Origin of the sequence: Vibrio aerogenes, from assembly GCF_024346755.1 — a bacterium.
GTDB classification, from domain to species: domain Bacteria; phylum Pseudomonadota; class Gammaproteobacteria; order Enterobacterales; family Vibrionaceae; genus Vibrio; species Vibrio aerogenes.
In genome coordinates, this window is record NZ_AP024862.1 from 1,142,777 (window position 1) to 1,164,033 (window position 21,257).

Annotated in this window: 2 protein-coding genes; both read right to left on the reverse strand. The window is 56.5% G+C overall.

Annotation, left to right across the window (positions count from 1 at the left end; translation table 11 throughout):
• Nucleotides 1-45 precede the first annotated feature (45 nt).
• Nucleotides 46-8,295: a non-ribosomal peptide synthetase gene (locus OCV29_RS22520; RefSeq protein ID WP_261887412.1), complete on the reverse strand. Its 8,250-nt coding sequence runs from the start codon at nucleotides 8,293-8,295 to the stop codon at nucleotides 46-48.
• The gene (locus tag OCV29_RS22525) at nucleotides 8,288-21,256 is read right to left on the reverse strand and encodes a non-ribosomal peptide synthetase (protein WP_261887413.1); all 12,969 of its coding nucleotides are present in this window, start codon (nucleotides 21,254-21,256) and stop codon (nucleotides 8,288-8,290) included. Before OCV29_RS22525 ends, OCV29_RS22520 begins: the two co-directional genes overlap by 8 nt.
• Nucleotide 21,257: the final 1 nt, after the last annotated feature.

Here is a 21,257-nt window from a genome sequence, read left to right on the forward strand (position 1 = left end):
TTTATCTTCCGCTGCCGTTTCCGGCAACACGCAAGAACATCATCGTTAAATGGCCGCCTGGCCCAGAATTATCTCAGCCAACAGCGTCACATCCGGCGATTTCAGCAATGTGACATGATTCCCCGGACTATGGAAAATCTGCACCGATGGCATGAAAGACTGCCACTCCGGTTGCCGCGTATCCGGCACATCATGCGCCAGTAACAACCGGGCGGGTGTCTTCGGTAACGTCTCCGGCAGGTAACGGGTCCGGACATTAGCCGAAAATGACCGGTAAATCGCTGTCACTTCTTTGAGTGTGGTTCTCGCATGCATCAGGCCACTTTCAGTCAGGGCCAGATGCAAGCGCTGAAGCCGTGCTTCCGGTGCCATCGGTGCCAGCATGGCTTCAGTCAGACCCAGCGATTTGCCGCGCATCTCAAACAAACGAATCAGCCACATCATGGTTTCAAGATTGGTATATTCCTCCTGACGTGGCGTCACCGGCGCACGCGAATCTGCCATCGTCAATGAAGCGACCTGAATCCCCTTATCTTCCATCTGTTTGACCAGCGCCATCGCCACCCAGCCACCAAAAGAGTGTCCCAGTACATGGATTTCCCGCTGTTGCAGTCTTGGTGTTAATGCCTGCAGATAAAATGCCGCCGCCGCTTCAACACTGGCATGCGGCACCCCATTGCCCCATAATCCACGGGGTTGCAACGCCAGCATCGTCTGTGTTTTCGGCATTGACTGAACCAGATCGACAAAGCTCAGCACATTATCGCCCGCGCCCGGAATACAGATGCACACCGGTTGTCCTGGCACCCCGGCCTGCAACGTGACCACCGGCTCATAAGGCTGACCCGTTTGCTGACCGGATAACAAGCCTGATGAAGCGGCCTTCCGGCGACGGGCCACCGCTGCCGAAATCGCCTGTCCCACATGAGGCAAACAAGCCCCGGTGACCAGCTCAAAGTGCTCACCCGGTACACTTTCCACATGAATCTGTGCCGTATCCAGCACCTGATCCCAGCCCAGATACAACTCACCCAGTGCAGATGGATTATCCTGCGCTGCGAACAAATCAATCTCAACCGGTAAAGGCAGGGCGTGATACTCCGCATTGAGGAAGTCTTTCTGATGAATCAGCATGTTATGGAAATAGGTTTCACTCCAGCTGGCAGGCAAACATCCGGTGGCTTTGGCAATCCGGTAATCATCCTGCCAGTCACCGCTTTGCGGCAGATCAACCGTCTGTCCGCTTTGCTGCATCAGGTAGTTCACCATACCCCGGCTCAGTTCACGCATCATCGCCTGTCCGGACAGCGCTGGTCGCTGAATCAATCCCGGCTTCCAGCTGTCCAGCATGCCAAGGAATTCAACGGTCTGATCAAGTCCAAGCAGCTGAGCCGCAATTTCATACGCCACCACACCACCGGTTGACCAGCCCAGCAAACGATACGGACCTTCCGGCTGTGTCCGGCGAATCATCTGAACATAGCGGGTTGCCATGTGCTGATAGGTTTTCAGGGAAGGCTGCATTCTGTCTGGTGCGGACAGTCCATACACCGGGATATCCGCGTCAATGACGGCTGTTAAAGCCGGGCCGTATAACAGTTCACCACTGAATTCCGGCACAATAAACAACGGTGTCTGAGACCCGGTCGTCCGGAACGGAATCACCGGATCGGCCGCCAATGATGCAGCGGAAGAGGCAGTGATCACGCTCGCCAGTGACGATAAAACCGGCGCAGTGAATAAGGTCGCCAGATCCAGCCGGAAACCCTGCTTCTGCACTTCACTCACCAGACGAATCGCCAGCAGCGAATGCCCGCCCAGTTCGAAGAAGTGATCGTGACGACTCACCTGCGCCACACCCAGCAACTGCTGCCAGATCGCCGCCAGCTTCAGTTCCGTTTCACCCTGCGGCGCTTCATATGCATGGCGGATTAACGCACTGTCATCCGGTTCGGGCAGTGCTTTACGGTTCACTTTACCATTCGGCGTCAGCGGCAGGCTCTCCAGCGCCACGTAGGCCGACGGCACCATATATTCTGGTAAACGCGCTGACAGTTCCGCTTTCACGGCTTCCGCACCAACGGCCTCATCACTGGTGTAATAACCCACCAGCTGCTTCGCCGCACCAGTGCCACGGGCAATCACCACGGCTTCCTGAACGCCCCGGCAGTCTTGCAACGCCGAGCTGATTTCACCCAGCTCAACCCGGAATCCGCGGATTTTGACCTGATCATCATTGCGGCCCTGATAGTCAATCGTCCCATCCGCCAGCCAGCAGCCCACATCGCCGGTGCGGTACATCATCGCATCCGCATCGTCGGCAAACGGGTCGGCCATAAATTTCTCTGCCGTCAGTTCCGGGCGGTTGAGATAGCCCCGCGCCACCTGCACGCCACCGATATATAACTCACCCGCAACACCGACCGGCACCGGCTGACCCTGTGCATCCAGCACGTACATCCGGGTGTTCGCCACCGGCGCACCAATCGACATCCGGTCTCCTTCAAGGTCCCGCGGACACGCCCAGGCCGTCACATCGACCGCCGCTTCCGTCGGGCCGTATAAATTATGCAGCGCCACATCCGGCAGTTGTTGCGTGGTTTTTCTCACCGCCGCCGCAGGCAACGCTTCGCCACTACAGAACACCAGCCGCAGGCTGTGGCAGTCACCGGCCTCTGTCACTTCCAGGAAGGTTTGCAGCATCGGCGGCACAAAGTGCAGAATCGTCACCTGACGCTGCTCAATCAGTGCTTTCAGATAATGTGGATCTTTGTGGCCTTCCGGCTTCGCCATCACCAGCGTTGAACCGGCCCACAAGCTACAGAAGAATTCCCACACCGACACATCAAAGCTGAACGGTGTTTTCTGCAACACCACATCGGCCGGGCCGAAGCCGTAATCCTCTTTCATCCAGCTCAGGCGGTTGACCACGCCCCGGTGCTCGTTCATCACGCCTTTCGGGTTGCCGGTCGAGCCGGAGGTGTAAATGATGTACGCCAGATGGCGCGGCGTCAGACCGGTCCGGTTCAGGTTGTGTGTCTCTTCAGTCAGCCACGGACGCTCTGCCGTGATATCAACCACCGTGGTCGCTGAAGGGATATCACCCAGCCGTGGCTGTAATTCAGCCGTGGTCACCACCACCACCGGTTGACTGTCGGCCAGCATGTACGCCAGCCGCTCCTGCGGATAACCCGGATCCAGCGGCACATACGCGCCTCCGGCTTTGAGCGTCGCCATCAGGGCGACGACCAGATCGCAGCTGCGCTCCAGCGAGACGGCAACACGACTGTCGGGACAGACACCCTGCGCGACCAGCCAGCGGGCAAGCTGGTTAGCCTGCTGATTGAGCTGGTGATACGTCAGTGACTGCTGCTCACAGACCACGGCGGTGGCGTGCGGCTGCGCAGCCACGGTTTGTTCGAACAGCTGGTGAATACACTGCTGCTCAGGGAATGGTGTCTGCGTCTGGTTAAAGCCTGCCAGCACCTGAAAGCGCTCGCTTTCAGGCAGGAGATTCAGCTGGCTGATCAAGGTGCCCTGCTGCGGTTGTACCAACGCTGCAACCAGCGCTTCCAGTGCCTGAGTCATCATCATCGCGACCCGCTCACAGCCAATCTGCGCATCAATTTTCAGGTCAAGACAGAATCCCTGTCCGGCGATATCATCCACCGAGAGGCCAACCGGATAATTGGTCCGTTCTTCGCCGGATAACATCTCCACGCCCTGCCAGACGGTTTCGGCCTGTTCGGATGATGCCGGTGTATGGCTGCCCTGATAACGATAATTCAACAACGACGTAAATAAAGGCATTTGTGCCGCCACGCCGCTGCACTGCTGTACCATCGACAAGGGCGCGTGTTCGTAATTCAGCAGTTCAGCCAGCCGGGTATGTGTTTCCTGCACCGCACCAGCCACCGTCATGTCACCCAGCGATAAGCGCAGTGGCAGCGTATTGAGGAACATGCCCAACGCCCGGTCAGCCCCATCGCCGCCCGCCATCCGGCCAAATAATACGGTGCCGAATACCACATCATCCCGGCCGGTTGCCGCCCGGACAACCATGCCCCAGGCCAGATGGAACAGACTGGCAGCACTCACACCCAACTCACGGGCCTGTTCACGCAGCTGTCGTGCCAGTGCGTCATCCAGCGGATAACGCGCGGAATCAATCTGCTGCCCGTGACTTTGTGTATTCAGCAGATTAAACGGTGCACAGGGCGTATCAATATCCGATAACTGTTGACGGAAATAACTCAGATAAGCGTCACGATCCATCTCCTGAGAGGCTTGCGCAACAAAATTCCGGAACGGTACCGGTGCCGGTAAAGAGGCCTCCTGCCCGGTCAGATACGCCTGAATTTCCGCCAGTACCAGCTCCAGTGTCGTGTGATCCATACTCAGGTGGTGCATTTGCAAACACAGGAACCAGCGTTGACCCGCAGGTTCTGCCACCTGCCAGGCAGCAATCATCGGCGCACGTGTGATCTCAACCCGCACTTTTGACGGTGCAAACCGGCGCTGCAATGCGTCAGCAATATCCACCGCATCCACATCGTCAAACAACAACGCATCGGCTGTGATTTCCGTCACCTGCAGCGGCGCATCCCGCCACACCACCTGCTGTGCTTCATTCAGCCCGTCCCACACCACGGCGGTCCGCAAAATATCGTGACGCCGAATCACCGCCTGCATTGCGGTCAGAAATTCGTCCAGACGCGGCTTACTGTCAAAGCCCAGAATCGCGGGTGTCACATAAGGATCGTTGTCAGGTTGCAGCAGATGATGGAACAAAATGCCTTCCTGCAACGGGGCCAGCGGATAAATATCCTGAACATTGGCAGCCCCACCGGGGACAGTCGCTGTAATGCAGTCAATCTCTGCCTGTGACAAGGTGGTCAAAGGCAACATCTCCGGTGTAATCGCGGCACACTGCGCCGGGATCAGATTCTCCGGAATCTGAATCCCACCCGCCGGGTCTGCGGATAACACACCAGCCAGCGAAGCAATCGTCGGATGATTAAACAGTGAGCGGGCATCGAGATGTCTGCCGTGCTGACGCAGTTTTTCAATCAACTGCACAGCCAGCAGTGAGTGCCCGCCCAGCTCAAAGAAATGATCCTGCCGTCCGGCACGGGAAAGCCCTAACAGTTCACACCAGAGCTGTGCCAGTAACTGTTCGGTTTCTCCCTGCGGCGCTTCATAGGCCTGCCGGGCAAATGCCGATTCATCCGCGACCGGCAGCGCTTTGCGGTCCACTTTTCCGTTCGGTGTCAGCGGCATTTCATCCAGCCTGACATAAGCGGCCGGGACCATATAATCCGGCAATGTTTCACTCAGCTGAGATTTCAGGGCCGACACGTCGACAGCGGATTCACCATCACCTGAGATAGTCATACCATCAGATATAGTTATACCACCGGATGCAGCAATATAATAAGCCACCAGCTGCGGATGACCAGCAGCGCTTTGCTGTGCTTCCACAACAGCTTCTTCAACTCCCGGACACTGCTGCAAAGCCGTTTCAATTTCACCCAGCTCAATCCGGTAACCACGGATCTTCACCTGATTGTCGCAGCGCCCCTGATAATGGATCAGTCCATCCGCGCCCCAGCAGCCTAAATCACCGGTGCGGTACATGCGCTGGCCCGGTTCTCCGGTCAAGACGTCATCGGTGAAAGGCTCATCAGCAAAAAACGGATCCGGCAGAAAAGCCGCCTGTGTTAAATCCGGCCGGTTCAGGTAGCCTCGGGCAACACCAACCCCACCGAGATAAATTTCCCCCGTCACACCCAGCGGCACCGGCTCACCCGACGGGTCAAGAATGTAAACTTTGCTGTTCGGCCGGGGCAACCCGATCGGCGGCTGCCCCTCAAAAGCCTGATGCAGCGCGCAGGTTGTCCCCCAAATCGTGGTTTCCGTCGGGCCGTAGCCATTGTAGACATCGCGCCCTGGCTGAATCCATGGCTCAATCACGCTGCGGGTAATCGCTTCCCCGGCCGTCAGCAAAAAGGTCAGATCCGGCAAATCGACATCATGACGCATACTGGATATGGCTGCCGGAGGCAGTGTCGCATGGGTGATCCGGCGGGATTTCATCACCGCATACAGAGATTCACCCAACGGTTGTCCCGGCCCGGCAAAGTGCAGCGCTGCACCGGAACAGATCCCCATAATGATATCAAACATACTGGCATCAAAGCTGATCGAGGCATATTGCAGCACGCGGTCGCCCGGCCCTACGGAAAACATCCGGCGCTGCGCCGCAGAGACATTACACACGCCCTGATGCGGAATCATCACCCCTTTCGGCTGACCGGTCGAGCCGGATGTGTAGATGATGTAAGCCAGATGCTGAGACGTCAGTTGCAGCGCAAATTTATCCGGATCAGAAGCCGGATAATCCTGCCATAAATGCAGGTCACGCCGGATATCAATCACCGTACAGCGATCATTTGTCTGACCTAAACGAGCCAGCATCTCCGCATGGGTGATCAGCACTTCCGGATCGCTGTCTGCCAGCATGTACTGCAAGCGCGCATCGGGATAATTCGGATCCATCGGTACATAGCAACCACCGGCTTTCATGATTGCCAGCATCGCAACCAGTAAGTCAGCACTACGGGGAATGGCGACTGCGACCCGGCTGTCCGGCTGCACACCGTCCTCAATCAGCCAGTGCGCGAGCTGATTGGCACGTTGATTTAACGCCGCATAAGTCAGCGACTCACAATCCGTGACCAATGCCACAGCCTGTGGATTCGCAGCCACCATTTGTTCGAATATTTCATGAATACAGGCATGTTCCGGAAAATCCATCCGGGTCTGATTCAGTCCATCCAGCAAATAAAGTCGTTCCGCTTCAGCAAGCACAGGGAGTGACTGCACCGGCTGATGACTCTGGGCTATCATGCCTTTGAGTAACCTGACCCAATAACCGGCATAACGCTCCATCGTTTCCTTATCAAACAGTGCGGTGGCATAATTGAGCCCTCCGGTAATCTCTGCTTCGCTTTCATTCAGAATCAGCGCCAGATCGACCTTGGCTGATTTATCCGGCACATCAACAGAAGACAGGCTCATCCCCGACAAAGACAGTTCGCTTTTGGGCAGATTTTGTAACGCAAACACCGCCTGGAACACCGGCGAATAAGACAGATGACGCACGGGAGCTACGGCTTTAACAATATCTTCAAACGGCATGTCCTGATGAGACTGAGCGGCCAGCGCCGTCGATTTCACCTGTGCCAGCAGCGCCGCAGTATCAGGATCTCCGGATAGATCAACCCGCAGCGCCTGCGTATTGACAAACATTCCGATCAGTCCTTCGGCTTCTTTGCGGGTCCGGCATGCTACCGGCGAGCCAATCACGACCTCTTCCTGTCCGGACAAACGGCTCATCAAAGCCGCCCATGCGGCCAGTAATGTCATATATAACGTGCAACCATGGCGCTGACTCAGCGCTTTCAGCCCGGCGGTCAGTTCAGCATCCAGCGTGACAGCAATATTATCACCCACATAGTCACGCAGTTCCGGTCGTGGCCGGTCTGTCGGCAACGTCAAAAGTTCCGGCGCACCCCTGAGATGGGACACCCAGAATTCCCGTTGCTTCTCCAGCACCTCACCCTGAAGATAAGACTGCTGCCAGCAGGCATAATCACCGAACCGGATTGGCAGTTCAGGCAGCGGATCCGGCAGCCCCTGAACAAAGGCAGCGTAGAGTGCGCTCAGTTCAGCGGTAAAAATCCCCATCGACCAGCCATCCGCAATGATGTGGTGCATAGCGATTTTAAGAATATGCTCCTGCTCACTTTGATGAATCAGTTGCCCACAGACCAGCGGACCATTCACCAAATCAAATTCCGGCTCAAATGGCTGGTTTTCCGGTGTCACCTGAGAGTGGTTGATTTCTTCGAGCGGAAAGCCGTCGTCTTGTGATGAGATCACCTGAACCGGCTCACCATCACGTATTTCAATGCGTGTCCGCAGCGCACTGTGCCGGGCAACCACCCGGTCCAGTGCACGGGTCAGTGCATCCATATCCAGCTGGCCGCACAACCGTAATCCGCCAGCGATCACATACGCGGCGGTGGTCTCTGCTTCCATTTGAGACATCACCCATAAGCGTCTCTGTGCCAGAGACAGCGGGAATTCGCGCCGCTCCGGATCTGCAACGATCATCTCAGGTACCAGAGGTTCACTCTGGACTGGTTTTACGTCGTCCTGCTCTAACTGTTCCAGGACGGCCATCAGTTCTTCCGGGGATAACTGATCGAGAGAAAAGCGTGTATCAGTCATTCATTTTTCCTTTTGATAAACGTTGCATGACCTTCTCAATATCTTGCGAAGAAAATGCAGAAAGTTTGATATAAGCCAGTTTTGCTGCGAATGCAGATAACGAAGCATTTTCAAAGAGTTGTGTAATCGTCACTTCCAGATTGAGCTGATGACGCACTTCAGCAATAAGCTGTACCGCCAGCAGAGAGTGGCCGCCCAGTTCAAAGAAATCGTCCTGTCGGCCGACCTGTTTGACACCGAGCAACTGTTCCCAGATCGCAGCCAGCCGGATTTCCATTGCGCCTTCAGGGGCCTCATAAGTGCGGGTCACAAATGCGGATTCATCCGGTGCGGGCAATGCCCGGCGGTCGATCTTGCCATTACTGGTCAGCGGCATCTGGTCAAGCACAACATATGCGGCAGGAATCATGTAAGCCGGCAGGCTTTCTCCCAGCCGGGCTTTCAGTGAAGCGGCTGTCAGATCCGTCCCGGTGACATACGCAACCAGCTGTTTTTCACCGGAAGCTTGTGTCCGGGCGATCACCAGTGCTTTTTGCACGCCATCGCATGCCTGAAGCGCGGCTTCAATCTCACCGGGCTCGATCCGGAAACCACGGATCTTGACCTGAAAATCGTTTCGCCCTGCAAATTCTAATGTGCCGTCAGCGCGCCAGTAGCCGGTGTCACCACTTTTATACATCCGGGCATCCGGGCTGGCCGAAAACGGATCCGGCATGAAGCTGTTTTGCGTCAGTTCAGGTTGCCCAAGATATCCCAGCGCCACACCATCGCCGCCGATATAAATTTCACCGATAACTCCACGAGGCACAGGCTGCCGGTGACTATCCAGAAGATAAATTTGAGTATTCGCAATGGGCCGTCCGAGCGGAATACTGACCGCATCCTTGCTGACTGAATCAATCTCATGCGTCAAAGCAAAGGTCGTCGTTTCCGTCGGACCGTAGCCATTGAGCAGTTTCTCCGGCGGGTTGTCCGTGAGCACCTGACGAATCACTTTCGGATCCAGCGCGTCCCCGCCAACCAGCAGATATTTCAACCGGCTCAGTGCCTGACCAAGCCCGTCTGCGTACTGGTTAAACAATCCGACGGTCAGCCAAAGGATATTGACCTGATGGTCAGTCAGTGTGGTTGCTAGTGCATCAACATTGAGAAGTGTTTCCTGACGAACGACCACAACAGAAGCGCCGTTGAGCAGCGGAGCCCAGACTTCCATCGTGGTGGCATCAAATGCCGGGTTTGCCGCAAAGGCCACGCGATCGGACGGGCTGACATCCATATAACCGTTATCAATCACCAGCCGGACAATCGCCCGGTGAGGAACCACCACCCCTTTAGGTTGACCCGTTGACCCCGAGGTATACATGACATACGCCGGTGCATCACCACGAACTTGTGTATCAACAACGGGGGCTCCGGACTGGCTGAGCATCTCTTCAGTCACTGTCAGTAACTGAGCCGAAACATCCACATGACACCCTTCCTCCGTCAGTATCAGCTCAGCACCACAATCGCTGAGCACATAATCACGCCGGTCCGGTGGTGTAGACGGGTCTAACGGCACATAGACGGCACCACATTTCAGAATCGCCAGCTCAGCGACAATCAATTGCGGTGAACGTGGTAATAACGTTGCCACACACTGTCCCGGATTCACCCCGGATGCCAGTAACCGGCCAGCCAGTGCATTCGCGGCAGCTTCCAGCGCCGCATAGCGCCAGCAAACCTCTTCTGCGGCCTGTGTCTGAGTGGTAACCAAATCCGGATAAATAATGGCCGGTGCGTCCGGCTGTTGCTGTGCCAGACGGGTATACAGTGAATGTACGCCAGTATCAGACGGATAATCTGCCTGCGTCTGATTGAAAAGCTCAGTCACCTGTTGATATTCCGCTTCATCCATCAGCGACAAAGTGCTGACCGGTGCATCCGGATTCGCCACCATGCCCGCCAGTAACTGTTGCCAGTAACCGAGATAACGCTGCACCGTCTTTTCGTCAAACAGAGCGGTGGCAAAATTCAGCATGCCTTCCAGACCGTTTGCTGTTTCATACATCAGCAGGCTGAGATCCACCTGTGCCGTATTCATTTCGGCAGGTAAAGAAGAGAAAGTGAGCCCGTCGGCTTCCAGCATTTCTTCCGGCATATTTTGCAGGGCAAACATCACCTGAAAAACCGGACTGTGATTGAGGCTGCGTCCCGGTGCAACGGCTTCCACCACCTGCTCAAACGGTAAATCCTGATTCGCCTGTGCAGCTAATGAAGTCGCCCGGACCTGAGACAGCAACGATGCGGTATCCGGCTGGCCGGATAAATCCACCCGCAGCGCCTGGGTATTGACGAACATCCCGATCAAACCTTCCAGCTCTGCGCGGGTCCGTCCTGCGACCGGGGAACCAATCACCACGTCGTCTTCTCCGGACAGACGGTTCATCAAAGCAGCCCATGCCGACAGCAATGTCATGTATAACGTACAGCCATGACGCTGACTGAGCGCTTTCAGCCCGTCAGTCAGCGCTGAATCCAGACAAACCGGCACCGCTGCACCACGATAATCCATATGAGCGGGTCTTGGCCGGTCTGACGGCAGCGTCAGACATTCAGGAATGCCACTCAGTTGTTCCTTCCAGTAAGCTTGCTGCTGTTGCAGCACCTCTCCCTGCAAATGCGTCTGCTGCCATGCGGCATAATCACCATACTGAATACTCAGTGGCGGCAGTGGATCAGCCTGACCCTGACTGTATGCCGCATACAGTGCAGACAGTTCACGGGTCAGAATCCCCATCGACCAGCCATCGGTGATGATGTGATGCATCGCCAGACGCAGCCAGTGCTCCTCATCACTGATGTGAATCAGCTGTCCCTGCACCAGCGGGCCGGTGGTCAGATTAAATTCAGGACAGAACGGTGCGATATCATGCTGCAACGCTTCCCCTTCCAGCCAGGTCAGCGGGAAGCCTTGCTGCACATCATTGATGATTTGTACCGGCACGCCACCCGCATCGGCAAACCGGGTTCTCAGCGGCGCATGACGGGTCACAATCTGATTCAGTGCCCGCTGTAATGCGTCCACATCCAGCGCTCCGGTCAGACGCACCCCACTGTAAACCACATAAGCGGCAGAGGCGGCCGGTTCCATCTGTGACAGGAACCATAACCGTTGCTGCGCCAGAGATAACGGCGGATTTTCATGACTGCCCAGCGGCACAATCTCAGGTAACGCCGCAGACGCCCCCGCCATGGTATCCAGCGCCCGTGCCAGTTCATGTAAGACAGGCGTTGCAAACAGCGTAGTCAGTGGCAGTTCCGTATCCAGCGCTGTCCGCAGCCGTGAAACCAGCTGTACCGCCATCAGAGAGTGACCGCCCAGCGCGAAGAAATCATCATGCCGGCCCACTTGCTCAATCCCCAGCAACTGTTGCCAGATCGCTGCAAGCTTTTGTTCCGTCTCACTCTGAGGCGCTTCATATTCGTGGCGGATCAGGGCGGCTTCATCCGGCTCCGGCAGCGCTCTGTAGTCAATTTTTCCGTTCGGTGTCAGCGGAATCTCATCCAGCACAACATACGCGGCCGGGATCATGTAATCCGGTAAGGCAGTACCAAGGCGGGTTTTCAGTTCATCCGGGGTCACTGCCGTGCCGGATACAGCAGCAGGCAAATAATACGCAACCAGCCGTTTTTCAGCCCCGTCACCTTTGGCAATCACAAATGCATCCTGCACACCATCACACAATTGCAGCACCGAGCTGATTTCACCCAGCTCTATCCGGAAGCCCCGGATTTTGACCTGATCGTCATTACGTCCCAGATATTCTACGGAACCATCGGCCAGCCAGCGTCCCATATCACCGGACTTGTACATCCGGGCTCCCGGTGTGGTAACAAACGGGTCTTCAGGGAAGCGCTCTGCCGTGAGTTCCGGCCGGTTGAAATAGCCACGGGCCACACCGTCACCGCCGACATACAATTCACCGGCCACACCCACAGGCACCGGCTGCTGATGCGGGTCGAGGATATACAGACGTAAATCAGCCAGTTGCCGTCCGATCGGGCTCGGTCCGGCACGTCCGGCATCTTCTGCCATCACCGGGTAATACGTCGTGTGGACTGTGGTTTCCGTAATCCCGTACATATTCACCAGCTGAGTCGCAGCATTCACCGGGCGCTGATACCAGGGCGTCAGTGCCGCCAGATCGAGCGCCTCACCGCCAAAAATCACATAGCGCAGCTGATGCGCTGCCGGAGTTTCACCCTGAGCGCTGATCAGCTGGCGGAATGCACTTGGGGTCTGGTTCAGTACCGTGACACCCTGTTCACACAGCAGCAGGTAAAAGTCCTGCGGAGAACGGGATGTCAGCTGCGGCACAATCACCAGACGTCCGCCAAACAGCAGCGCACCCCAGATTTCCCACACAGAAAAGTCAAAGGCATAAGAGTGGAACAAGGTCCAGACATCGTGCGCGCCAAACTGATAATCAGTTTGAGTCGCCGCCATCAGCCTGATGACATTGCGGTGTTCAATCATCACGCCTTTGGGTTTTCCGGTCGAACCGGAAGTGTAAATAATGTAAGCCAGATGATGGCAATTCACGCCCGATTGTTGCAGCGGAATATTCTCTGCCGGACAGGAAGCCCATGGCTGTGTTTGCTGATCAAGCAGCACCAGTGACATGGCCGGGTCAAGGCTTTCGGTCGTGAACCCGTCTGGCTGTGACATCACCGACAAGGTGGTGATTAAGACCTCTGGCTTGCTGTCATGCAGGGTATACGCAATCCGGTCGGCCGGATAATCCGGATCCAGTGGTACATAAGCTCCGCCCGCTTTGAGTGTCGCCAGAATCGCCACCGGCAGTTCAAGACAACGTGGCAGCGCGATCGCCACCCGGCTGTCCGGCCGGACACCCTGCTCACGCAGCCAGTGCGCCAGCTGATTCGCTTTGTGGTTCAGCTCGCCGTAAGTCAGCGATTGCTCTTCAAAGACAACGGCAACGGCATCCGGCGTTGCATGAGCCTGCCGTTCGAACTGCTGATGAATCAGCGCCTCAGAAGCAAATTGTGTCTGATCTGCGTTGAAACCATGAATGATCTGTTGATATTCCGCTTCATCCATCAGCGGCAATTCACTGAGCGGCTGTGCGGGTGCCATCATCATCGCTGACAGCAGATTGCGCCAGTAGTGCAAATAGCGCCGGGCCGTCGGTTCATCAAACAGTGCGGTGGCATAATTGAGCGTCGCCACCAGCGAGTCTCCGGCTTCATGTACCTGAAGACTGAGGTCAACCTGCGCCGTCGTCATTTCTGCGGCCGGTGAAGACAGGATTAATCCATCCGCTTCCAGTGATTCTTCCGGCATATTCTGCAAGGCAAACATCACCTGGAACACCGGACTATGGGTCAGATTCCGCTGCGGTGCCACGGCTTCCACCACCTGCTCAAACGGCAAATCCTGATGCGACTGTCCCTGTAAGGCGGTGGCTTTTACCTGCGCCAGCAGACCGGCGGTATCCGGATGGTCTTCGAAGCCGACCCGGATAGCCAGACTGTTAACAAACATGCCGATCAACCCTTCTGCTTCAGTCCGGGTACGGCCAGCCACCGGCGAGCCAATCACCACATCATCCTGACCGGACAGGCGGCTCATCAGTGCGGCCCAGCCGGACAGCAGCGTCATATACAAAGTACAATCATGGCTTCGGCTGAGTGTTTTCAGCGCATTTGTCAGCGTGGCATCAAGATTCAGGGACACGGTCGCGCCACTGTAGTCCTGATATTCAGGCCGTGGCCGGCTGGCCGGCAGGCTCAGGCATTCCGGAATCCCTTTCAGCTGGGTGCTCCAGTAAGCCTGCTGCTGTTGTAACCGTTCACCGGCCAGATGCGTTTGCTGCCACGCGGCATAATCGCCATATTGAATCGTCAGCGGCGCTAACGGGCTGTCTTCTCCGCGGTTAAACGCACGATATAAAGCGGACAATTCACGGGTAAAGATCCCCATCGACCAGCCATCGGTAATGATGTGATGCATCGCCAGATGCAGCCAGTGTTCGTCATCTGATATGCGGATCAGTTGCCCCAAAGCCAGCGGACCGGCAGACAGGTCAAACTCAGGGAAGCACTCAGGGAAACATGGCTCAGACGCGTCGTTTGCTGCATCCAGACAAGTGAGCGGGAAGCCCTGTGTCGCTTCACCAATCACCTGTACCGGCACACCATCCTCATCTGCAAAACAGGTCCGCAGCGGTGCATGCCGGGCCACAATTTCATCCAGCGCCTGCTGCAACGCACCGACATTCAGTGCGCCATTCAGCCGGACCGCACGGGTAATGGTATACGCCGCTGTTGCCGACGGAGCCATTTGTGACAGGAACCACAGCCGTTGTTGTGCCAGAGACAGCGGTGGCCTGACGCCCTGAGCCAATGGTGTGATTTCAGGCAGAGCGTCCGGTGACGTCTGTTGTCCGGAGATTTCACCGGCCAGTGCGTGTAACACCGGCGCCGCAAACAAGGTTGTCAGCGATAGCTCACATCCAAGAACAGAACGAATCCGGGAGATCAGCTGGACAGCGAGCAGTGAATGTCCACCCAGTTCGAAGAAGTGGTCATCCCGGCCGACCTGCGCCACACCCAGCAGTTGCTGCCAGATACCGGCCAGTGCCGTTTCTGTTTCCCCCTGCGGCGCATGATATTGCCGGGTCACGCGGGCACTGTCATCAGGCGCCGGCAGCGCTTTCAGATCGACCTTGCCATTCGGAGTCAGCGGCAGTGCATCCAGCATCACATAGGCGGCAGGCACCATGTATTCAGGTAAGCACTCACTTAAACGGGCTTTCAGTGCTGCCGGGGTAACGTGAGTTTCCGGCATTTCTGATGAACCTGCTTTGGATGAAAGCGTGTAATAACCGGTCAGGCTGAGATAACCCGACGGGTCTTTCGCCGCCACGACGACGGCACTGCCCACACCTTGACACTGCTGAAGCGCGGTTTCAATCTCACCCGGCTCTATCCGGTGACCACGGATTTTAACCTGCTGATCGCTCCGGCCAAGGTAGTCAATCGTGCCGTCGGGCCGCCAGCTGGCGAGATCGCCGGTGCGGTACATCCGGGCGTCCGGTTGATCTGAGAACGGATCGATCAGGAAGCGTTCCTGCGTCAGATCGTCCCGGTTCAAATAGCCGCGTGCAATGCCGACACCGCCGATATAAATTTCTCCGCAGACACCCACCGGCACCGGCACACCCTGAGCATCAAGAATGTAAATCCGGGTATTTTCCACCGGCTGGCCAATGGAAGGCTGGCCGGTAAACGGCTGATGCAATGCAGCCGTTGTTGCCCAGATGGTTGTTTCTGTCGGGCCGTAAGCGTTGAACACTTTCCGTCCATCCAGCCAGGGCTCAATCACCGCTCGGGTTAGTGCTTCACCGGCCGTAATCAGCACTTTCAGATCCGGCAGCGCACGGGCGGGGTCAAGGCTGGACAGCGCCGCCGGTGGCAGTGTGACATGGGTAATCTGCCGGGCTTCCAGCACATCAGACAAGGCGTCTCCCAGCAGCTGTGACGGACCGGCCAGATGCAGTGCTGCACCGGTGCAAAGCCCCATCACCATGTCAAAGACACTGGCATCAAAACTAATCGAGCTGAACTGCAACACCCGGCTGTCGGCCCCCACATTGAACAGACGACGCTGCGCCGAAGCGACATTACACAGGCCGTGATGTGGCACCATGACGCCTTTCGGCAGCCCGGTAGAGCCGGATGTATATATCAGATAAGCCAGATGATGAGGCGTCAGACCTTCCACCTGTGGATTGTGGTCCGGCTGTTTTGCCCAGCGCGACTGATGCCGCTGAATATCAATCTTCTTCCATCCCCCCTGAGTTTGGGCAAAACGGGGCGCAACATCTGCTGTTGTGATCAAAACTTTCGGCGCACTATCGGTCAGGATATGCAGCAGACGGCTGTCCGGATAATTCGGGTCCATCGGTACGTACACACCACCGGCCTTGAAGGTCGCCAGCATCGCCACAATCAGATCGACATGACGGGGCACCGCAACGCCGACCCGGTCATCCGGCTGAATCCCCTGCGCTATCAGCCAGTGTGCCAGCCGGTTCGCCCGGCTGTTCAGCTGTTCATAAGTCAGCGATTCATGATCACTGACCAGTGCAACCGCGTCCGGCGTTTCCCAGTCAAAACGCTCAAATAACTGATAAATACAGACATTGTGCCTGAATGTCTTGCGGGTCTGATTGAAGCCATGTAAGACCTGATTCAGTTGCGCTTCGGGCAACACATTCAGCCGGATAATGTCAGTGGCGGAGCGCTGTTCCAGTGCATCCGCCAGCCCGGCCAGTGCGGTTGTCATCATGCCGGCAATCCGTTCCGCGCCAATCTGACGGGTAACCATCACATCGAGTGAGAAATCCGCCCCGTCGATATCATTCACCGACAGATTCAGCGGGTAGTTGGTACTTTCTTCTGCAAAAACCACCGACATCTTCAGCGGTGCGGGGGTTTCCAGTTGCTGGCTGCCCCCCTGATAACGGTAATTAAGCAATGCGCTGAATAATGGTGTACCGGCATCCACACCACTGCACTGCTGTGCCTGCACCAGCGACGCATGTTCATGGGCCAGTAATCCGGCCAGTTGATCGCGGGTGTGCTGCAAGGCTTGTTCCGCTGTCAGATCCGCCAGTGAAAGGCGCAGTGGCAGTGTGTTCAGGAACATGCCCATCACGCGGTCAGCCCCTTCACCGCCATCCATCCGGCCAAACAAGACCGTGCCGAAGACAACATCGTTTTGACCGGTGGCCGCACGGGTCACCATCCCCCATGCCAGATGGAACAACGTCGCCGGACTCATCCCGCGCTGGCGGGCCAGTCTCCGCAGGCGTTGTGCCAGTGACGCATCCAGCGCCACATTCAGATTTTCATTCTGCTCACCGTTGTGCCGGACATTCAGCAGGCCGAATGGCGCACAGGGTTCATCAATCTCTGCCAGTTGCCGGGTAAAATAGGCCTGATGCTCAGCATCACTGACCGAACGCGAGCGGGCAACAAAATTACGGAATGGCAGCGGCTGCGGCAGTTGGTCTGCCTGTCCTGCCAGATGTGCCATGACCTCTTCGACCACCAGTTCCAGCGTGGTGTGGTCATTACATAAATGATGGCAGAGGAAACACAGCAGCCAGCGGTTGTGAGCCGGGTCGGCCACTTTGTACGCTTCAATCATCGGCGCACGCTGCACATCCATCCGGGTATGCGCCGGATCAACATGCTGTTGCAGGGCGGTTGCCACATCCTCGCTGTGAGTCAGGTCCAGCGTTTGTACCCGGACCGGCGCCTGACGCCAGACCACCTGAACCGGTGATTCGAGTCCTTCCCAGACCACAGCGGTGCGCAGAATATCATGGCGCTGAATGACCGGCTCAAGCGCCGCAAGAAATGCATCCACTTCAGACTCATCACGCAATGCCTGAATAAAGCGGGTCACATACGGGTCACCGTCCTGCTGTAGCAGGTGATGGAACAGAATCCCTTCCTGCAATGGCGCGAGCGGATAAATATCCTGAATATTTACCATGCCACCATCAACGCGGGCCGCAACGGTATCAATTTCTGCCTGAGTCAGTTCAGCCAGTGGCAACATCTGTGGTGTGATCGCCTGACATGACGGTGGAATCAGATTGGGCGGTACAGCCGTTTGTGCTGCGGACTGACCGGCAAGTACCGGAGCCAGACCCGCGACCGTCGGATGGCTGAACAGATCCCGGACAGCCAGATGCATCTGATGCTGACGGAGCTGTTCGATCATCTGCACCGCGAGCAGCGAGTGGCCGCCCAGTTCAAAGAAATTATCATGACGGCTGACCTGCGCAATCGACAGCAGGGATTGCCAGATACCGGCCAGCAACTGTTCCGTCTCGCCCTGCGGCGGCTCGTATTCCGCACGGGCAAAGGCAGATTCATCGGGTGCAGGCAGGGCTTTGCGGTCCACTTTGCCATTGGCGTTCAGTGGCATCTGTTCCAGCACCATGAAGGCAGCAGGCACCATATAGGCCGGTAAGCGTCCGCCCAGTTTCTCTTTCAGCGTTTCTGCGCAAAGATCCTGGCCGCTGACATAAGCAACCAGCCGTTTCTCGCCGGATGGCAGCGTGGGTGCAATCACCAGCGCCTGTTGCACACCGGCACAATCGCGCAGCGCTGCTTCAATTTCTCCCAGCTCAATCCGGAAGCCGCGAATCTTGACCTGAAAATCATTCCGGCCCAGAAATTCGAGAATCCCATCCTGCCGCCAGTAGCCTAAGTCACCACTTTTGTACATCCGGGCACCGGGTTGATCCGAGAAGGGATCGGGCAGAAAGCTGGCTGCTGTCAGCTCCGGGCGTCCGAGGTATTCCAGCGCGACGCCGTCACCGGCAATATAAATTTCACCAGCCACACCACACGGCACCGGCTGGCGGTTGTCATTGAGCACATAAATTTGCGTGTTCCCGATTGGCCGCCCCAGCGGGATACTGGCATCCTGCTCTCCCACCGACTGAATGTCATGGGTCAGTGCAAATGTGGTGGCTTCGGTCGGGCCATAGCCGTTGAGCAATTTTTGCGGCGGATGATTGAGCAAGACCTGACGAATGGTTTTCGGATCCAGCGCATCACCGCCCACCAGCAGATATTTAAGTCCGGCAAAGACCGGACCGATCCGCGTCGCATACTGGTTAAACAAACCGACGGTCAGCCACAAAATGCTGACCTGATGGCGGCTCAGCGCTGCTGAAAAAGCATCGGCATCGAGCAGGGTTTCCTGACTGATGACCACCACGGATGCCCCGTTGAGCAGTGGGCCCCAGAGTTCCATCGTCGACACATCAAACACCGGGTTGACGGCAAACGCGACCCGGTCTGCCGGGTCAATCTCCATATAGCCGTTATTTATCACCAGCCGGGCGATGCCCTGATGCGGGATCATCACCCCTTTGGGTTTGCCGGTTGAACCGGACGTATACATCACATAAGCCGGGTCATGACCGCGCACCGGCACATCGACCGCTGCCTGTCCCTGTAGTGCCTGTCCCTGTAAGATGGCTTCCTCTGAGACAGCATCAATGTTGATGATCTGCACGTCAGCATCGACAACCACCGGTTCACCGGCGGCCACGATCACCGTTGCACCGCAGTCTGCCAGCACAAAATCCAGACGATCCTGCGGGGCATTCGGGTCCATCGGCACATAAGCTGCACCACATTTGAGAATCGCCAGCTCTGCCACCACCAGTTGCAGCGAACGCGGCAGTGAAATCACCACAAACTGACCGCGGGATACACCGGCTTCAATCAACCGGTGTGCCAGCTGATTGGCACGGTTTTCGAGTGTGGCATAATCCATGTGCCCGCCATCCGGCATGCCGTTTTCATACACAACTGCCAGTGCGTCCGGCGTCTTTTGTGCCTGACGGGAAAACAGGCTGTGAACGCCAATGTCTGATGGGTAGTCATAGCGGGTGTCGTTAAACTGATGGATCACCTGCTGATATTCCGGCTCATCCAGTAAAGGCAGCGCTTTGACCGCCGTTTCCGGCTCAGCCACCATGCCTTCCAGCAGGCGGATCCAGTAATTCAGATAGCGGGTGATGGTCGCTTCGCTAAACAGCGCCGTCGCATAATTCAGATAGCCACAAAGCTGATCACCACATTCATCGATCAGCAGACTCAGTTCAAATTTCGCGGTTGACATGGGTTCATCAACCGCTGACAGGGTTAATCCGGGTAGTGTGAGCGTCGCATCCGGCAGGTTCTGTAATGCGAACAACACCTGAAACACCGGGGAACGGGAAGGATCGCGCGTCGGTGCAATGGCTTCCACCACCTGCTCAAACGGGATGTCCTGATGAGACTGTGCCGCCAGTGACGTCGCCTTCACCTGCCCCAGCAAGGCCGCAGTGTCCGGATTGTCAGAGAGGTCGACCCGCAATGCCTGCGTATTGACAAACATGCCGATCAGCCCTTCCAGCTCTGCACGGTTTCGGCCTGCGACCGGAATCCCAATCACGACATCGTCCTGATTGGCAAGACGCCCCATCAGCGCACCCCAGCTGGCAAATAAAGTCATAAATAAGGTGGTATCAAAACGCTGACTCAGATTTTTCAGTGCGGCGCTCAGCGCCGGATCAAGGCTGAATTTCAGGCTGTTGCCCCGGTGTTCCTGTACCACCGGACGGGGGAAGTCCGTGATTAAATCAAGATATTCCGGCGCATCTCCCAATTGCTTAAGCCAGTAATCTTTCTGAGTTTGCATGGTCTCAGCAGGCAGTGCCTGCTGCCAGTGGGCATAATCTGCAAACTGTACCGGCAACAAAGGCAGTGGATCAGGCTGGTTTTGTGTCAGCGCTGCATAAAGGCGGCCGACTTCACCAATCAGCACGCTCATTGACCAGCCATCGGCGATCGCATGATGCAAGGCGACCCGCAGAATGTGTTGCTGGTCTGAAACCCGGACCAGTTCTGCACAAGCCAGTGGTCCGGTGGTTAAATCAAACTGAGGCAGATAAGGTGCTGACAGATCAGTATTTGACGCATCAGCATGAGTGAAACGAAACCCGGTCTCCGCCGGCAGAATTTTTTGCACCGGCTGACCGTCATGCCGGGAGAAACAGGTTCTCAGTGATTCATGACGGGCCGCCAGGCGATCAAGCGTGGTTTGCAATGCGTCAATATCAAGTTGTCCTTCCAGACGATATGCGCCGTTAATAATATAGGCTTCGGAGGTCTCCTGCTCCATTTCGGACAAAAACCAGATCCGGCGTTGTGCCAGACCAAGGGGTTCGCCTTCTTCAGAACGCGCCACCGGCTCAATCGTCCGGTTGGCGGCTTTCTTTTTCCGTTTTAATCCTTTTGCTTTTGCCAGCTGAAAGAGTCTGACGACTTCATCTTCCGGTAGTTCGCTGACCGGATTGCTCTTTTTATTTTGGTCCATC